This is a genomic window from Ruegeria sp. BHSC029 (assembly GCF_059613085.1).
The window spans coordinates 439,659-455,615 of the sequence record NZ_JBXWRU010000003.1 but is presented as its reverse complement, the minus strand read 5'-3'; the positions used below and the strand labels follow the sequence as shown (position 1 = coordinate 455,615).

The window sequence follows — 15,957 nt, the reverse complement described above, 5'->3', positions numbered from 1 at the left end:
CCGGTTACTGTACGCGGGTCCAGGTCTGACCGCGACAGATCAGGCCGCCCGCGACGCAACCCTTGACCGTCAGATTGTTCTGACCGTCCAGCGACATCTTGGAATTGTAGGTCTTGTCCCGGTCCGGCGCCCAGATCTTGCCGCCGCTATAGCTGCCGCCGCCATCCGCGACCATGTCCCAGATGATGTTCTTGCCCAAGTTCTCGTAATCCAGCTGCTGGTTTCCGTCCTTGTCGAAGGCGCTGTCGATGGTGCCGCAAACGGCACTGCCGCAAGGCCCGATCGAGACGTGCAGATATCCGCCGGTATCCCCCGGCTGGGTTTTCCAAAGCCCGTCGACCGGGTCATCCGCGCGCGCGCCGGTGGCCAAGGTGACAAGTGCTGCCGCAGCGGCCAGAGCAAGTTTGTTCATGGTATCCTCCCTGTTTTGCAGGCAGTCTGACCGCCGGCACCCGTTCGGGCAAGATTGACTTTGCGTCGCGTTGCATCCCCTGCCCCACCTGTGCCATATCCCGCGCCAGTACCAGTCACGAAAAGGCCGCCCGACATGATCCTCTATCCCGCAATCGACCTGAAAGACGGCCAGGCCGTGCGCCTTCTGCGCGGCGAGATGGACAAGGCCACGGTCTTCAACGAAGACCCCGCCGCCCAGGCCCGCGCCTTTGTCGAGGCCGGCTGCGAATGGCTGCATCTGGTGGACCTGAACGGCGCTTTCGCCGGGGAACCCGTGAACGCCGCCCCGGTCGAGGCGATCCTGAAATCCTGCAACGTGCCGGCCCAGCTGGGCGGCGGCATCCGCGACATGGCCACGATCGAGACCTGGCTGGACAAAGGGCTGGCCCGGGTGATTCTGGGCACGGTTGCGGTGGAGAACCCCGATCTGGTCCGTCAGGCGGCCAAGGCCTTTCCCGGCCAGGTCGCCGTCGGGATCGACGCGCGCAATGGACGCGTCGCCACCAAGGGCTGGGCCGAGGAAACCGACGTGATGGTGACCGACCTGGCGCGCAGCTTCGAAGACGCGGGCGTGGCAGCGATCATCTACACCGACATCAACCGCGACGGCGCGATGCAAGGCCCCAATGTCGAGGCCACGGCCGACCTGGCCCGGGCAGTCTCGATCCCGGTGATCGCCAGCGGCGGGGTCAGCTCGCTGGACGACCTGATCGCCTTGCGCGACTGCGGCGCAAACCTGAACGGCGCGATTTCAGGCCGCGCGCTCTATGACGGCGCGCTGGATCTGCGCGAAGCCCTGGCGGCGTTGAAGGGTTAGGATATTGCAAGCGGTCCGCAAACAGGTTCTGCCCGAGCAGTCTGAATTGTGGTCGCTGTTCACTCCGGGTGATTTTGTTGATGGGTACTCGGTCCAAAGCGACCTTGCACCGTTTGACGCGATGAAAATCGGTCTGAACATGCCGGGGTGGGTGAAGATCCTGATGGGAATCCGGAACGCAATCGTTGCCCCATTCGGCTTGAAGGGCGGCAAGCACTTGAACACCGACAATGGCTCGCCCGACGCAGGCACCGGTGCGATTTTTCCCGTGACCTACAGGGATGAGACAGAGGTCATCGTGGGAATCGATGACCGCCATCTGGATTTCCGCATCGCCGTGCATCGCGACAAAGACCGCGTAGTCATGGCAACCTGGGTGCGGACTCACAATCGTTTGGGACGGATCTATCTGACGGTGATCATGCCCCTTCACATTCTGATCGTGCGCAATTGCATGAAACGGATCGCACGCGCTTCTCAGGGATGACGCCGATCAGTTGGCTGCGGCATCCGTCAGCTTGCTCAACGCACCGCGCATCTTGTCGATCACCGGGGATTTTTCCACCGCATCAAGCTCGTCCATGGTTTCCTTGGGATCCTCGTAGGCCAACCAGACCTGGCCGTCGGCATCCTCATAGGCCTGCACCTTGAGCGGAAGGAACAATCCCGCACGCGGGTCGATCTGCATGGCGGGCGGTCCCAGAGCCGGGTTTCCGAAGATCAAGACCTGATTGGGCGGTATCGTCATGTCAACCTTGTGCGCACCGGCCGCGTGGTCAACGCGGGCAAGTACGGTCGCGCCTGCATTTTCGACGGCGGCCTGCAGCGCGTCGATGGCCTCGGTCACGGATTTGTCGGTGGGAACCTTGATGATGTCGTCGGCCATCGCCCACGTCGCACCGGACAGAATGAAAGCGGTTGTAAGAAACAAGTTGCGCATGGTTTTCACCTCCTGCTGAAATCCGCTTCAGTTTCACGAGGTTCCGGGCGCAGGACAATCACAACTCTGGCATCGGCGGGGCTTTGCCGGTAGAGGTGCGGCAACAAAGGACAAACCATGCTGAAAACCCGCATCATTCCCTGTCTGGATGTCGCCGATGGCCGCGTGGTCAAGGGCGTGAATTTCGTGGGCCTGCGCGACGCGGGCGATCCGGTGGAATCGGCCAAGGCCTATGACGCCGCCGGCGCTGACGAGATCTGCTTTCTCGACATCCACGCCACCCACGAAAACCGCGGCACCATGTTCGACGTGGTTCAGCGCACGGCCGAGCAGTGCTTCGTACCGCTGACGGTGGGTGGCGGCGTGCGCACCAAGGAAGACGTGCGCGCGCTGTTGCTGGCGGGGGCCGACAAGGTCAGCTTCAACTCGGCCGCCGTGGCCAACCCCGACGTGATCGCCGAGGCTGCCGACCAGTTCGGCAGCCAGTGCATCGTCTGCGCCATCGACGCCAAAACCGTCAGCCCCGGCAAATGGGAGATCTTCACCCACGGCGGACGCAAACCCACCGGCATCGACGCGGTAGAGTTCGCCAAGACCGTCGTCGCCAAGGGGGCGGGTGAGATTCTGCTGACTTCGATGGACCGCGACGGCACCAAGGCGGGGTTCAACATTCCCCTCACCCGCGCCATCTCGGACGCGGTCGACGTGCCGGTGATCGCCTCGGGCGGCGTGGGCAATCTGGATCATTTGGTCGAAGGCGTGACCGAAGGCGGAGCCAGCGCGGTGCTTGCGGCCTCGATCTTTCACTTCGGCGAATACACGATCCGCGAGGCCAAAGAGCACATGGCATCCGCGGGTATCCCCATGAGGCTGACATGAGCATACTGAACGAGCTGGCCGCCACGATCGCATCCCGCAAGGGCGCGGACCCCGAATCAAGCTGGACCGCCAAGCTGCTGTCCAAAGGCCCCGAGAAATGCGCCGAGAAGTTTGGCGAAGAGGCCGTGGAGGCGATCATCGAAGCCGTGAAGGGTGACCGCGACCGGCTGACATCCGAGGCCGCCGATGTGCTGTATCACCTGCTGGTCATGCTGGCCGCGCGCGACGTGGCGCTGGAAGACGTTCTGGCCGAGCTTGCCAGGCGGCAGGGCACCAGCGGCATCGCCGAAAAGGCCGCACGCGACCGGGGCTGAGACCCGGCTTTCACCAATAGCGTCCGCGCCCTATACTGATTGACCGAAGCGCCTGCCGGGCGCAGGGGCGACGAGGGACACAGGCATGTTCAAACCCATGATCTGGGCACTGACGACGCTGGCCATTCTGGGGCTTGGCGCATGCTCATCCGCGCCGCCCGCTCGCAGCGACGACGTCGCGCGGCTTGCAGCCCAGATCCAGGCGCTGGGGCCCGAGGTCGACCCGGAAGAGGCCCAGCGCGCGGCCCGCGTCACCTATGCCTATACCGCGCAGCTGGCGCAGGAATACCAGATCACAGACCCCCCTCTGATCCATAACGCCAAGGTCAACAAAGGGCTGCGCCCGCGCGGGCTGTGCTGGCACTGGGCCGAAGACATCGAACGGCGCTTGAAGCAGGAGAACTTTCGCACGCTGACCCTGCACCGCGCGATCGCCAACGCCGACAACCCGTTCCGAATCGATCACAGCACGGCAATAATCAGCCGACGCGGTGATTCGATGTACGACGGTGTCGTTCTGGACCCATGGCGTTATGGAGGGGTCCTGTTTTGGAGTCCATTGCGCGAGGACACACGCTATGACTGGGTCCCGCGCGACATCGTGCTGGAGAAACGGCGGCAAGAGCAGCTTGCGGAAATCAACGCCGTTGCGGTGAACTGAGCGGTCAGAGTTTTGATGAGATGATGCCGGTGGCGAACCCGCCCATGCGCAGCTCGCCGAACAGGCGCTGATATTCGATCTTGGGGCAGCGATTCATGACGACATCGACACCGCGCGCCTGCGCCACCGCGGCGGCCTCGGCGTTTTCAACACCGATCTGCATCCAGATCGTGCGCAGGTCGGGAAATGCAGCCAGCGCTTCATCCACGATCGGAGGAACGGCTTCGGACCTGCGAAAAATATCTACCATGTCAACGGGTTCACTGATTTCGGACAACGAGGCCCGAACAGTTTCACCAAAAAGATCGGCTCCGGCATGGCCAGGATTGACCGGAATCACCCTGTACCCCTTGAGCGACAAGTAGCGCGCAACGTAATAGCTGGGCCGCACCGGGTTCATCGACACGCCAACGACCGCAACCACCTTGGTGCGTTTCAGGACGGATCTGAGGAAGTCATCGGAATACTCAGTCATGGCTGCAGCCTAGCCGTGACTTGGAAAAGAAAAAAGCGCCCAAGGATACCTTGGGCGCCAGTTGTTGGAACGAGGGACAGTGAAATGACCCGCGGCAGTTCCGTTCCGCGGTCACTGTGACATTTAGGCATGAGTTTCGGAAAAAAAAGAGGTCGCGCGCATTTTTGTGGTGACACGAGCGGATAAGCGGGAATCTGCCTGTCAACCGTACAGGATCGCCGGCCAGTTTTTCTCGGCTTTCTGGATGAAGCCGGTCGTGTCCGTCAGCCACATCCTTTCGATCTCGAGGGAATGCGTCAGATACAGCCTGCCGCCTACGATTTTCCACGCCATCGGGTCCGTGCTGGTGAGCTCGCCATAAGCCATGGCATAGGCGCAATATCCGCCGAACCTCGGCGCGTAGGCACGCGGATTAAGTTCGAACGCCTCTCGGTTCTCCTGCGAGGCAAACCGCCAGGTAGCGCCCTTCCACATCACCGCAATGTCGGGTCGCCCTTGAATCGGGCCGCCATCTCGAAAATAGCTGACCGCGTCATAACCGGTAATGGCCGCACCTTTTGCGGAATAGAAGACCGGGGCGGTCTGCGCCCGCAATGTCAGCGGACAAGCGATTGAAAAGGTAAGACCGGCAAGTACGGATCGTCGGGGTAGCATCAGATTTCACGGGTTGTGTTTTACAGACGCTATAAGATGCAACTTTTGACGCGCCGCGAAACCCATTTGACGCAGTTGTGAAGGGTCGTGTCGGAAAGGGCTCAATCGAACACGTCCTCGATCACATCCCAAGCTTCGTCCAGAACGCGCGAGAAAAGGCCTTTTTTCCTTTTCTTGTAGCTCTTCTTTTTGGGCTTCTGCATCGGAATGCTGTGTCGCGGCTTTGGATCCGAAGCCTTTTTGACCGGAATCATCTTCAGGTTATGCAACGGGGCACCGCAACTGGAACAACTGAGTTCGTGCCGCTGGCGACCCTTGAGGACCAGCGCCGCGCGGGTTCCGCAGTAGCAGCACGTAGCAATCTTGGACGGGGCGGGAATGGGTCTCTCCTCTCAATGCGGCTGAGAAGCATATAGGGCAATCGCCGCGGCATTTGAGACGTTGAGCGATCCGAAACCGCCCGCTGCGTCAATTTTGACAAGCATATCCACCGTTTCCTTGGTCTTTTGCCGCAACCCCGGCCCCTCTGCCCCCAGAACCAGCGCAACCGGACGATCGCGCTTGCCTTCCAAAGCGGCCTCGATGGTCTGTTCGGCCTCACCATCCAGGCCCAGAACCAGGAACCCCATATTCTGCAACTCGACGATCGCATCAGCCAGGTTACGCACCCGCAGGTAAGGTTGGCGTTCCAACGCACCGCTGGCGGTCTTGGCCAGCGCACCGGTTTCCGGCGCCGAATGGTGGCGCGTGCCGATGACCGCGCTGGCGCCCAGAACCTCGGCCGAGCGCAGAATCGCGCCCACATTGTGCGGATCGGTCACGCGGTCCAACAGCAGCACCCGAGGGTTTTCGCGCCCGATGCAATTCTCGGCCAGACCGCCCCATTCCAGCGGCTTGACTTCAAGCGCCGCGCCTTGGTGCACCGAGCCCGAGTCGATTGGCGCGTTGAATTTTCGCGGATCGACGAGCTCAGCCTGCATGCCCGATTCCGCGATCGCATCCGCCAGCTTGTCCTGCGCGTTGCGGGTCACGATCAGGCGCAGTTTCTGCCGTTTGGGGTTCATCAACGCATCACGCACGGCGTGCAATCCGAATAACCAAACGGTTTCGGAAGCCGCCGCTTTGCGCGCCTGCTCTTTCTCGATCACCCACTTCGGTTTCTTCATTTTACTGGCCTCCGGGCCGGGAACAATGTTTCCTGCGCCAAAGCGGAATTTTCCTGTTGACGCTCCTTTTGAGCGCTAGTAATCACGCCTCCACGTCAGGTGCAACGCCTGACAGTGGGCGACAGGCCGCAAGGTGTGGCAGGGGACTGTAACTCCCTCGCGGAGACGCACGCCTGGTTCGATTCCAGGGTCGCCCACCATTTTCTTCCGCAAATCAGAACACAGATGGATATTGCACACCGGATTTGTCCAGGTGGTCCCTTGCGTTTGCCCTCGATTCTGCGAGGAAATTCAGGCAAAGGTTGAGTGCCCGGAGATCATGCGATGCCCCGAGCATCAACGGCCGGACGTCGGACGGCGTGGGACTGGCGGTTGCGTCGAGACACCCGATGCTTGTATCGAAACGGGATTTTCTGACTCATCCTTTCCAATGAGCAGCTTATCATCTTCCAGTTCCAAAAATTTACAAATTCATAAATCAAAGAGTTCAAGAATTTACAAAATAATATTTCATTTCTAGGGACTTGTTGGGGAATTTTCATTCTGCCCCTCATACTTGCCCTGCGCAGGTTGCGTTTTACCCGACGGAAGAGGAGCCCGAGGGCGTAGCCTGCTAATTGGGAGGAATTCATGTCAAACAAATCTGTCACGCGTCGCGGCGTGCTGAAGTCTGGTGCCGTCACAAGCGCCGGTCTGGCATTGCCGACGATCTTCACGGCCTCGTCGGCCGCGGCTTATACCAACGAACCCACGGGCGGATCAGTCACGCTGGGCTTCAACGTGCCGCAGACCGGCCCCTATGCCGAAGAAGGCAATGACGAACTGCTGGCGCAGCAGCTGGCGGTCGAACACCTGAACGGCGAAGGCGACGGCGGCTGCCTGAACACCTTCACGTCGAAGGCGCTGAAAGGCAACGGCATCCTGGGCAAGAAGGTCGAGTTCGTCACCGGCGACACGCAGACCAAGTCGGACGCGGCGCGCGCATCGGCCAAGTCGATGATCGAAAAGGATGGCGCGATCATGATCAACGGCGGCTCGTCCTCGGGCGTGGCCGTTGCGGTTCAGGGCCTCTGCCAGGAGGCGGGCGTGATCTTCATGGCCGGCCTGACCCACGCCAACGACACCACCGGCAAGGACAAGAAGGCGAACGGCTTCCGTCACTTCTTCAACGCCTACATGTCGGGTGCCGCTCTGGCGCCGGTGCTGGCCAAGGAAATGGGCACCGAACGCCGTGCCTATCACCTGACCGCCGACTACAACTGGGGTTGGACCCAGGAAGAGTCGATCGTGGCGTCGACCGAAGCGATGGGCTGGGAGACGGTCAACACTGTCAAGACCCCGCTGGCCTCGACCGACTTCTCGTCCTACATCGCGCCGGTTCTGAACTCGGGCGCGGACGTGCTGGTTCTGAACCACTACGGCGGCAACATGGTCAACTCGCTGACAAACGCGATCCAGTTCGGCCTGCTGGACAAGGTCGTAAACGGCAAGGACTTCAAGATCGTCGTTCCGCTGTACTCGGAACTGATGGCCGCCGGCGCTGGCGAGAACATCAAAGGCGTTCTGGGTTCGATGAACTGGAACTGGCAGCTGCAGGATGAGGGCACCAAGGCCTTCGTGAAGTCCTTCGGCGAGAAGTACGGCAAGCCGCCGTCGAACTCGGCTCAGACTTGCTATGCCCAGGTACTGCTGTACGCGGATGCCTGCGAGCGCGCAGGCACCTTCAACCCGTGCGGCGTGGTCGAAGCTCTCGAGGACTTCGAGTTCGACGGTCTGGGCAACGGCCCGACCTGGTATCGCGGTGCCGACCACCAGTGCTTCAAGGATGTGCTGGTCGTGCGCGGCAACGAAAACCCGACCAACGCCTATGACACGCTGGAGATCGTCGAGATCACTCCGCGGGCGCAGGTCGAGTACGATCCGGATCACCCGATGTTCGCCGGCGGCGAACTGGGCAAGTGCAACCCGGGCGCGTAACCCCGACACTCGGTTTTTCGCAAGAAAACCCCTGAGTCCTCAAAACGGCTCTCTCCGGTCAGACGACCGGGGAGAGCTGCCGGGACCAGTCAAAGGTAAGGACAATGGACGCAATCCTACTGCAAATTCTGAACGGGCTGGACAAGGGCTCGGCCTATGCGCTGATTGCGCTGGGGCTGACGCTGATCTTCGGCACGCTCGGCGTGGTGAACTTCGCCCACGGGGCCCTGTTCATGATCGGCGCCTTCTGTGCCGTCACGCTTCAGAAGATCTTCAACCTCAGCTACGAGGTGGTCGACGAGACCCAAACAGACTTTCTGGGCAACCCGCTGAAGGTGAAGACCCCCTATGTCGAAAGCTGGTTCGGCCCCGAGCTGGGCGCGACCATCATCGACTGGTCCGTGCCGCTGGCCATCCTGTTTGCCATCCCGATCATGCTTATGGTCGGCTACGTGATGGAACGCGGCCTGATCAAGCATTTCTACAAGCGTCCCCATGCAGATCAGATTCTTGTGACCTTCGGCCTAGCCATCGTTCTGCAAGAGATCATCAAGTATTTCTTCGGCGCCAACCCGATCCAGACCCCGCCGCCTGCGGCACTGAGCGGGTCCGTCGATCTGGGCGTGGCGCTTGGCTTTGACCCGAATGCCATCATCTACCCGATCTGGCGCCTGGTCTATTTCCTGTTTGCGGTCGTGATCATCGGGGGCGTGTTTTCGTTCCTGCAGTTCACCACCTTCGGCATGGTCGTGCGCGCCGGAATGGCCGACCGAGAAACCGTGGGCCTTCTGGGCATCAACATCGACCGAAGGTTCACCATCATGTTCGGCATCGCAGCCGCGGTGGCCGGTCTGGCAGGCGTAATGTACGGCCCGCTGAACCCGCCCAACTATCACATGGGCATGGATTTCCTTGTGCTCAGCTTCGTGGTCGTCGTGGTCGGCGGCATGGGCTCGCTGCCCGGCGCGGTTCTGGCCGGGTTCCTTCTGGGCATCCTTGAAAGCTTTGCCTCGACCACCTGGGCGACCACCACGATCCCGGGCATCAACCAGATCATCATCTACCTTGTCGCCATCATCGTTCTTCTGACCCGTCCGCGGGGTCTGATGGGCCGCAAAGGCGTGATGGAGGAATAACCCATGCTGGGACTGAACAAAAAAGACACAAGCCTGCTGATCGTCGTCGCAATCCTGACGCTGCTGGCCCCCTTCATCCTGAACCCCTTCCCCACTGACAGCGCCATGGCGCAGTTCAACGCGGGCTATCCGGACCTGATGCAGCGGTTCGTGATCTTCGGCATCTTTGCCATCGGGTTCAACATTCTGTTCGGCCTGACCGGATACCTGTCCTTCGGCCACGCGGCCTTTCTTGGGGTGGGTTCCTACTCGGCCGTCTGGATGTTCAAACTGCTCAGCTACAACGTCATCCCGGCCATCGCGCTGAGCGTCGTGGTCGCAGGGCTGTTCTCGGTGCTGATCGGCTATGTCAGCCTGCGCCGGTCGGGGATCTACTTCTCGATCCTGACGCTGGCCTTCGCGCAGATGAGCTTTGCGCTGGCCTATTCGGTGCTGTCGAACCCCAAGTTCAACCTGACCAACGGGGAAACCGGCCTGCAGGTCTATGCCGACGACCCGCAGATCCTGCAGGGGGCCAATGCGCCCGATTTGCCGCATCTGTTCGGACTGCCGATGCGCGCGACCTACACGATGGATGTGGGCGCGTGGAGCTTTGACTTCAACGCGGGCTACTATCTGTGCGCAGTGATCATGATGGTGGTGTTCTACCTGGCGATCCGCATTTTCCGTTCGCCCTTCGGCATGATGCTGCGCGCGGTGAAGTCGAACCAGCAGCGGATGAACTATACCGGGCTGAACTCCAAGCCCTACACTCTGGCCGCTTTCGTGATCTCGGGCATGTATGCCGGTCTGGCCGGTGGCCTGATGGCCGCAATGGACCCGCTGGCCGGCGCAGAACGGATGCAGTGGACCGCCTCGGGCGAGGTCGTTCTGATGACCATCCTGGGCGGCACCGGCACCCTGATCGGACCGGTTCTGGGCGCGGGCTTCATCAAATATTTCGAGAACATCTTCTCGAAGATCAACGACAACGTGCTGCACAGCTGGTTCGCGTTCCTGCCTGACGGGCTTGAGGACGCGGTGGTGTTCATCATCCACCCGTTCATCGGCAAGGGCTGGCACCTGACCCTGGGCATCCTGTTCATGCTGGTGGTTATCTACCTGCCCGGCGGGCTGGTCGAGGGCGGTCAGCGGTTGCTGAACTGGATCCGCCGCAAAAGCGTTGGCGGGGATGACACCCGCGAGGGCAAAACCGAGCCGGCAGAATAAGGAAACGCGTCAATGGCAATTCTGAAAGTAAAAGATGTCAGCAAGCGCTTCGGCGGCCTCAAGGCCCTGACGGACGTGAACCTGAGCGTCGAGGAAAACTCGGTCCATGCGATCATCGGCCCCAACGGGGCGGGCAAGTCCACCCTGCTGAACTGCCTGGTGGGCAAGCTGATCCCGGATACTGGTTCGGTCTTGTTCGACAACCAGTCTGTGCTGGGGCGCGAGCCGTACCAGATCAACCAGATGGGCATCAGCCGGGTGTTCCAAACGCCCGAGATCTTTGGCGAACTGACCGTGATGGAAAACATGCTGATCCCGATCTTCGCGATGCGCGACGGGGCATTCCGCATGCACGCCTACGAGACCATCGCCAACGAAAAAGAGGTGGTCGAACAGGCCGAGGCCATGCTGGAAGAGATGAATATGGCCGACAAGCGGCACATGCATTCAGCCTCGCTGTCGCGCGGCGACAAGCGGCGGCTCGAAATCGGCATGTGTCTCAGCCAGAAGCCGCGCCTGCTGCTGCTGGACGAGCCTACGGCCGGCATGGCACGGGCCGACACCAACAACACCATCGACCTGCTGAAACAGATCAAGGATGAACGCGACATCACCATCGCGATCATCGAGCACGACATGCATGTGGTGTTCAGCCTGGCCGAGCGGATCACCGTTCTGGCGCAGGGCACGCCGCTGGTCGAAGACACCCCCGAAAACATCCGCGGAAACCCCAAGGTCCGAGAGGCCTATCTGGGTGAGGCGGCGTGAGGAAAAGCTATGAACGAGAAACCTGACTTTTCGAAAAACGCCAACATGGCCAGCACCGCGCCCGCGTTTCTGTCGGTGTGGGACATGCATTCGTATTATGGCGAAAGCTACATCGTCCAAGGCGTCAGCTTCAACGTCCACGAAGGCGAGATCCTGGCTCTGCTGGGGCGGAACGGGGCGGGCAAGACTTCGACCCTGCGCTCGATCGCGCGGGTGGGCGAGCCCGAGGTGCGCCACGGAGAGATCTGGCTGGACCACAAGCCGCTGCACAACATGACCAGCTACGAGGCCGCCGCCGCCGGATTGGGTCTTGTGCCCGAGGATCGGCGGATCATCCCCGGCCTGACGGTCGAGGAGAACCTGCAGCTGGCCCAGATCGCCCCCCCGATCGGCTGGTCGCTGGAACGGATCTACGAGCTGTTCCCGCGTCTGGGCGAACGACGCAAGCAGGAGGGCGTGACCCTTTCGGGCGGCGAACAGCAGATGCTGTCCATCGCCCGGGCGCTGGCCCGGGACATCAAGGTGCTGCTGCTGGACGAACCCTACGAGGGGCTGGCCCCGGTGATCGTGGACGAGATCGAAAAGACGCTGATCCACATCAAGCAGCAGGGCATGACCACCATCATCGTCGAACAGAACGCGGTGCGCGCGCTGCAACTGGCCGACCGGGCAATCATTCTGGACACCGGCTGCATCGTGTTTGACGGCACCGCCGACGAAGTGCTGGAAAACACCCAGCTGCGCGAGGAATATCTGGCGATCTGACCCGCGTCAGTTGGGCAGGCAGGCCCATTCGGCCACGACCCGCCCCTGCCGCAGTGCCAGAACCGTGCCGAACTGGTTCAAAACCGCTTCACTCTGACTGGGGCGCAGCAAGGCGATATCGCCGGGCTGCGCCCTGGTTGTTTTGGGACCCACCCAGACCTCTTGATTGCTTGAACGCCCGAAAACACCGGAATAGCCGAACCCGTCGGGCCAGACGGGTCTGGCTAGGTAGTGACCACCGGAAATGGCAAGGTTGGACCGGCGCAGGCCGGGCAGGTCGATCCCCGGCACCGGGTTGCGCGGCATGACCTTGAGGATCGGTGTGGCCAGGAACAGGGCGGGCAAAAATGCCTTCGTCGATGCGTGGTCAAAATCCGAAGGTTTCACCAGAACCGACCCAAAGGCGACCTCGGTCGCCGGGGTTCGCGTGGCCGGGTCCTGAAAGGTCAGGCTACCACCGGTGTTCAGGCACAGCCCCTGCGCCCCCTGCCCCAGCGCAGCGACCGCTTGCCCAAAGGCTTTAGCACTGGCTCGCTGCGCGCGGCGTCGGAGCGGCGCAGGCAGTTTGGCCAGATGCACCTCGTACCCCATCACGCCCGACAGTGTGACATGGGCGCGATCCGCGATCCGTGCCGCGACACCTGCGACCTGATCGGGGGTCAACCCGCCGCGATGCAGGCCCACGTCGATCTCGAGCGACAGGCGCAGGGTTTGGCCCGTGTCAGCGGCAAGCGGCAGATACGCGTCCAGCCGCTGTGGCGTGTCGATCAGCCACTGCACCCGCCGGGCAGCGTCAGGATGCGTCTCAAGAATCCGCCGGGCGGCCGTCACCGGCAGCGGCTTGCCCAGCAGGTGATCGGTTTCCGGCTCGGCGGCCAGCAGGGCCGACAACATGGGTTCGGAAAAGCTCATCAGGCCCGATGTCGGAATCCGGGCGCGGATATGGTCCAGCAGAGGCAGGCACGGCAGCGATTTGGCCACCAGCCGGGCCTGCAAGCCGTGGCCCAACCCTGCGCGGGCGGCGTCGCAATTCCCATCGACCCGGTCCAGATCGACGACGGCAACCGGCCGATCGACACCATGATCGCGCAGCGCTTGAGCGAGATGTTCAAGATACTCTGCGGTCATGGGCGAAACATCCGAGCCAGTGCGGGTGTCAGGAACTTGCCCTTTGGGTCCAGCCGTTCACGCAATGCGCAGAAGGCATCGAAATCAGGATAGAGGCGCGACAGATCGGAATAGGTCAGGCTGTGCAGCTTGCCCCAATGGGGGCGGCCGCCGGCCTGCAGGAACAGCGGCTCCATCGCCTCGAAATAACGCAGATGGCCTTCCTTCGCATCGGTGTGGATGGCAACCGATACCCGTGGGCCACCTTGGAATGGTGACAGGCAGGCGTCGTCGCCCGCGGTCTGGCGCACCTCGATGGGGAAATAGATGTCGGCGTGGTCACGCTCCAACCGTCGGATCAGCTCTGACAGCACGTCACGGGCGTTTTCGGGCGGAAGGTGGTATTCCATTTCTTTGAACCGGATATGCCGGTCGCTGCACAGAACGCGCCAGCTTTCGCCGACGTAATCCTCGTCGGATTGGGCCATCGTCAGCAGACGCAGCAGGGCGCGCCGCAGGCCGGGACTGAGCCCACCCGCGCTGCGCGCCAGCTTCAGAACCTTGACGGCGATCATGTCCAAATCGCGCGGCGCGCGGGTCTCGGGTGCATCGGTGATTTCATGCCGGATTTCAACGGTCTTGCCGGTGAAGGGGATGTAGAAACACTCGAAATTCCGGTTCTCGTCCCAATGCTGGTGCATGCGCTCGAGTGTGTCCTGCAGGTCTGACAGACGCACCCGGCGGCGCAGGTTGTATTTCGGCACGACGTTGATCTGCGCCTCGGTCACGATGCCCAGCATCCCCAACGATACCTGCACCATGTTCAGTGGAATGTCGTCGGTGGTCAGGGTCTGTCCGTCAGCGCCGATCAGCCGGGCTGCAGTGATCTCGGCAGACAGGCACGGCAGGGTGCGCCCGGTGCCATGGGTCGCCGTGGCCGCCGCGCCGGCCAGAGTCTGCACGTTGATATCACCCAGATTGCGGAAGGCCTTGCCGTGCTGGCCCAGGGCCGGCGACAGATCGCGCAGCCGGGCATTGGCGTTGACCCAGGCCCGCCCGCCTTCGATCTGCGTCACGGCAGGCAGGTCCAAGGCGGTCAGGTCAATGATATGCTGCACCCCCGGAACCAGCGGGGTGAAGGAATGCCCTGCCCCGACCGGACGCAGGGTTTCGGCCGAGGCGATCAGTTGCTGTAGGTCTTCGGTCGTGGTCGGCCGCTTGGGCCGTATTTGGCTGGTCTGGTTGCCTGCCCAGTTCTGCCACATGGCTGATCCTCCTCCCATCCAGGGCAGAGGATTGCAGCCGGGGCGATAGGGAACAAGCCCAGTTTTCAGGACGTTACGTCGGGAAAGCTGTTATTCGGCCGCAGGCCGCAGGTTGGCGACGCTGTCGAACCAGGCCTCGATGGCGTCCAGACGGGGCTCAATCGCCTGCGCCGCGCCGTCGGTGAAATCCACGAACTTGTCACGGTTCAGGCCGTTGACCCCGACCAGCACCGGGACATCGAGCGCCAGAGCCTCGGCGATGACGGGGCGGAACCCGCGGCCATCGGCCTCGTGCTTGCCGAACTTGTTGACGATCAGCAATTGCGGACGGTCGGATAGAGACGCTGTCACATAGCCAACCGCCTGCTCCAACGCAGCCGGGTCCAGCCGGCACCCGCGCGATTGGCTGCCCAGCGATTGCGAGATGCGGATGGTCTCGCCATCCGGCAGCACGCGCAGGTCCATGTCGCATTTGCTGCTGTCGGCGCATTCGGTGTTGGTCTGAACCACACCGGCCAGACGGGCGCCCTTGGCCAGCAGACGTTCGGCTACCGTGCTCAGCAGGCGGTCGGTTGCGCCGCGATCGGTAGTGGTGACATAGGCCAGGTGCATCGGCAGACCTTTCTGGGTTTCATCTTGTTGTTTCAACTAGCACGCATAGGGCGCCCCTTCCAGCACCAGCATCAAGGCAGCGGAGACACTCCGATCACCGGCGCGTGCAGGTGCAACAGCGCGGCATAGGCCAGCCCCGCCACCAACCAGACCCAGGGCCTCGGCCAGGGGCGTGGCAGCCGCAGCGCCAGGCGTGCGGTGTTGCGCGACAGTCGCGGCCAATCGGCTCCCATCTCGCGCGCCTTGCGCCTGTCGATCAGGGCCATGCCCATCCAGGCGAAACCCGCGAACAGCCCAAACAGAACCACATGCGCCAGGCTGCCATTGGCCAGCAGATGCGCCAGCGCCCACAGCATCATCGCCAGCAAGATCGGGTGACGGGTGGTGCGCAGGATGCCGGGCTGCTCGGGGTTGAACGGGCGGCGTCCCAGGCCGCCGAAGGAAAAGGGGTTGGTCGCCGCCAGCCCGGCCACCGCCAGCCAGCAGACGACGGGCATAACCAGCAGCGGCATCCAGCGCAGGATCGCCAGCGGTGGGATCACCTCGACATAAGGCGCATCGGCCGCGGCCACGATCAGCCAGGCCAGAACTGCCAGTGACAGTGCCGAATAGACCGCGAAATAGGGCCCGCGCCCCATCAACCCGATCAGCCGGCCACGCACTGCCGGACGCGCCGGAATGGCGTGGCTCAGCAGAAAGATCAGAAGTGCAGCAACAAAAGCGCCCCAACCGGCCATGGTCATCTCCGCCTGTTTTGCG

General features: G+C 62.1%; 19 protein-coding genes and 1 tRNA gene. 11 read left to right on the top strand and 9 right to left on the bottom strand.

Annotated elements, in window-relative coordinates:
- Positions 1 to 4 precede the first annotated feature (4 nt).
- Positions 5 to 412: a DUF2147 domain-containing protein gene (locus AC2FML_RS09320; RefSeq protein ID WP_170357268.1), complete on the bottom strand. Its 408-nt coding sequence runs from the start codon at positions 410 to 412 to the stop codon at positions 5 to 7.
- A 135-nt stretch (positions 413 to 547) separates the two neighbouring features.
- On the opposite strand from AC2FML_RS09320, the gene hisA reads away from it, so the two are divergent.
- Both hisA and AC2FML_RS09310 read left to right on the top strand, forming a co-directional pair.
- Positions 548 to 1,270: a 1-(5-phosphoribosyl)-5-[(5-phosphoribosylamino)methylideneamino]imidazole-4-carboxamide isomerase gene (gene hisA, locus AC2FML_RS09315; protein ID WP_170390999.1), complete on the top strand. Its 723-nt coding sequence runs from the start codon at positions 548 to 550 to the stop codon at positions 1,268 to 1,270.
- A gap of 4 nt (positions 1,271 to 1,274) precedes the next feature.
- Positions 1,275 to 1,757, top strand: a complete 483-nt coding sequence (locus AC2FML_RS09310; protein ID WP_496736214.1) for a DUF2867 domain-containing protein — start codon at positions 1,275 to 1,277, stop codon at positions 1,755 to 1,757.
- Positions 1,758 to 1,763: 6 nt separating this feature from the next.
- Here the strand turns inward: AC2FML_RS09310 and AC2FML_RS09305 are convergent, their stop codons facing one another.
- On the bottom strand, positions 1,764 to 2,156 hold the full coding sequence (locus tag AC2FML_RS09305; RefSeq protein WP_496782987.1) for a DUF302 domain-containing protein: 393 nt from the start codon (positions 2,154 to 2,156) through the stop codon (positions 1,764 to 1,766).
- 171 nt (positions 2,157 to 2,327) lie between these two features.
- Between AC2FML_RS09305 and hisF the strand changes: the two genes are divergently transcribed.
- From hisF to AC2FML_RS09290, 3 genes are all read left to right on the top strand, one after another.
- Positions 2,328 to 3,089 (top strand): imidazole glycerol phosphate synthase subunit HisF, encoded by a 762-nt coding sequence (hisF, locus tag AC2FML_RS09300; protein ID WP_170340259.1) that lies wholly within the window; start codon positions 2,328 to 2,330, stop codon positions 3,087 to 3,089.
- Positions 3,086 to 3,403: a phosphoribosyl-ATP diphosphatase gene (locus AC2FML_RS09295; protein WP_170357264.1), complete on the top strand. Its 318-nt coding sequence runs from the start codon at positions 3,086 to 3,088 to the stop codon at positions 3,401 to 3,403. Before hisF ends, AC2FML_RS09295 begins: the two co-directional genes overlap by 4 nt.
- A gap of 85 nt (positions 3,404 to 3,488) precedes the next feature.
- Positions 3,489 to 4,064 carry a hypothetical protein gene (locus AC2FML_RS09290; RefSeq protein ID WP_244952321.1) on the top strand — a complete coding sequence of 192 codons (576 nt, stop codon included), beginning with the start codon at positions 3,489 to 3,491 and terminating at the stop codon, positions 4,062 to 4,064.
- Between the two features lie 4 nt (positions 4,065 to 4,068).
- Here AC2FML_RS09290 and AC2FML_RS09285 read toward each other — a convergent pair whose 3' ends face one another.
- The 3 genes from AC2FML_RS09285 to rlmB form a co-directional block, all read right to left on the bottom strand.
- Positions 4,069 to 4,539: a CoA-binding protein gene (locus tag AC2FML_RS09285; RefSeq protein ID WP_170390994.1), complete on the bottom strand. Its 471-nt coding sequence runs from the start codon at positions 4,537 to 4,539 to the stop codon at positions 4,069 to 4,071.
- Positions 4,540 to 4,740: 201 nt separating this feature from the next.
- Complete coding sequence (locus tag AC2FML_RS09280; protein WP_496782879.1) at positions 4,741 to 5,193, bottom strand: YHS domain-containing (seleno)protein; 453 nt, start codon at positions 5,191 to 5,193, stop codon at positions 4,741 to 4,743.
- A gap of 392 nt (positions 5,194 to 5,585) precedes the next feature.
- On the bottom strand, positions 5,586 to 6,359 hold the full coding sequence (gene rlmB, locus AC2FML_RS09275) for a 23S rRNA (guanosine(2251)-2'-O)-methyltransferase RlmB (RefSeq protein WP_170365706.1): 774 nt from the start codon (positions 6,357 to 6,359) through the stop codon (positions 5,586 to 5,588).
- 116 nt (positions 6,360 to 6,475) lie between these two features.
- Between rlmB and AC2FML_RS09270 the strand changes: the two genes are divergently transcribed.
- From AC2FML_RS09270 to AC2FML_RS09245, 6 genes are all read left to right on the top strand, one after another.
- Positions 6,476 to 6,559, top strand: a tRNA-Tyr gene (locus tag AC2FML_RS09270).
- Positions 6,560 to 6,989: 430 nt separating this feature from the next.
- Positions 6,990 to 8,336, top strand: a complete 1,347-nt coding sequence (locus AC2FML_RS09265) for a substrate-binding protein (protein ID WP_093964815.1) — start codon at positions 6,990 to 6,992, stop codon at positions 8,334 to 8,336.
- A gap of 104 nt (positions 8,337 to 8,440) precedes the next feature.
- Positions 8,441 to 9,472, top strand: a complete 1,032-nt coding sequence (locus AC2FML_RS09260) for a branched-chain amino acid ABC transporter permease (protein ID WP_170340251.1) — start codon at positions 8,441 to 8,443, stop codon at positions 9,470 to 9,472.
- Positions 9,473 to 9,475: 3 nt separating this feature from the next.
- Positions 9,476 to 10,681 carry a branched-chain amino acid ABC transporter permease gene (locus tag AC2FML_RS09255; RefSeq protein ID WP_093964813.1) on the top strand — a complete coding sequence of 402 codons (1,206 nt, stop codon included), beginning with the start codon at positions 9,476 to 9,478 and terminating at the stop codon, positions 10,679 to 10,681.
- 12 nt (positions 10,682 to 10,693) lie between these two features.
- Entirely contained in the window at positions 10,694 to 11,449 is a 756-nt protein-coding gene (locus AC2FML_RS09250) for an ABC transporter ATP-binding protein (RefSeq protein ID WP_093964812.1), read from the top strand.
- Between the two features lie 9 nt (positions 11,450 to 11,458).
- Positions 11,459 to 12,214, top strand: coding sequence for an ABC transporter ATP-binding protein (locus AC2FML_RS09245; protein ID WP_093964811.1), 756 nt, complete (start codon positions 11,459 to 11,461; stop codon positions 12,212 to 12,214).
- A gap of 6 nt (positions 12,215 to 12,220) precedes the next feature.
- Here AC2FML_RS09245 and AC2FML_RS09240 read toward each other — a convergent pair whose 3' ends face one another.
- The 4 genes from AC2FML_RS09240 to AC2FML_RS09225 all read right to left on the bottom strand — a co-directional run bounded on the left by AC2FML_RS09240 (position 12,221) and on the right by AC2FML_RS09225 (position 15,935).
- Entirely contained in the window at positions 12,221 to 13,342 is a 1,122-nt protein-coding gene (locus AC2FML_RS09240; protein ID WP_496782877.1) for an alanine racemase, read from the bottom strand.
- On the bottom strand, positions 13,339 to 14,586 hold the full coding sequence (locus tag AC2FML_RS09235; protein WP_496782876.1) for a D-arabinono-1,4-lactone oxidase: 1,248 nt from the start codon (positions 14,584 to 14,586) through the stop codon (positions 13,339 to 13,341). The genes AC2FML_RS09240 and AC2FML_RS09235 overlap by 4 nt, the downstream gene beginning before the upstream one ends.
- A 90-nt stretch (positions 14,587 to 14,676) precedes the next feature.
- A complete protein-coding gene (locus AC2FML_RS09230) occupies positions 14,677 to 15,198 on the bottom strand; it encodes a DUF2478 domain-containing protein (protein WP_496782986.1) in 522 nt (173 codons plus the stop codon).
- Between the two features lie 71 nt (positions 15,199 to 15,269).
- Positions 15,270 to 15,935, bottom strand: a complete 666-nt coding sequence (locus tag AC2FML_RS09225) for an NnrU family protein (RefSeq protein ID WP_496782874.1) — start codon at positions 15,933 to 15,935, stop codon at positions 15,270 to 15,272.
- Positions 15,936 to 15,957: the final 22 nt, after the last annotated feature.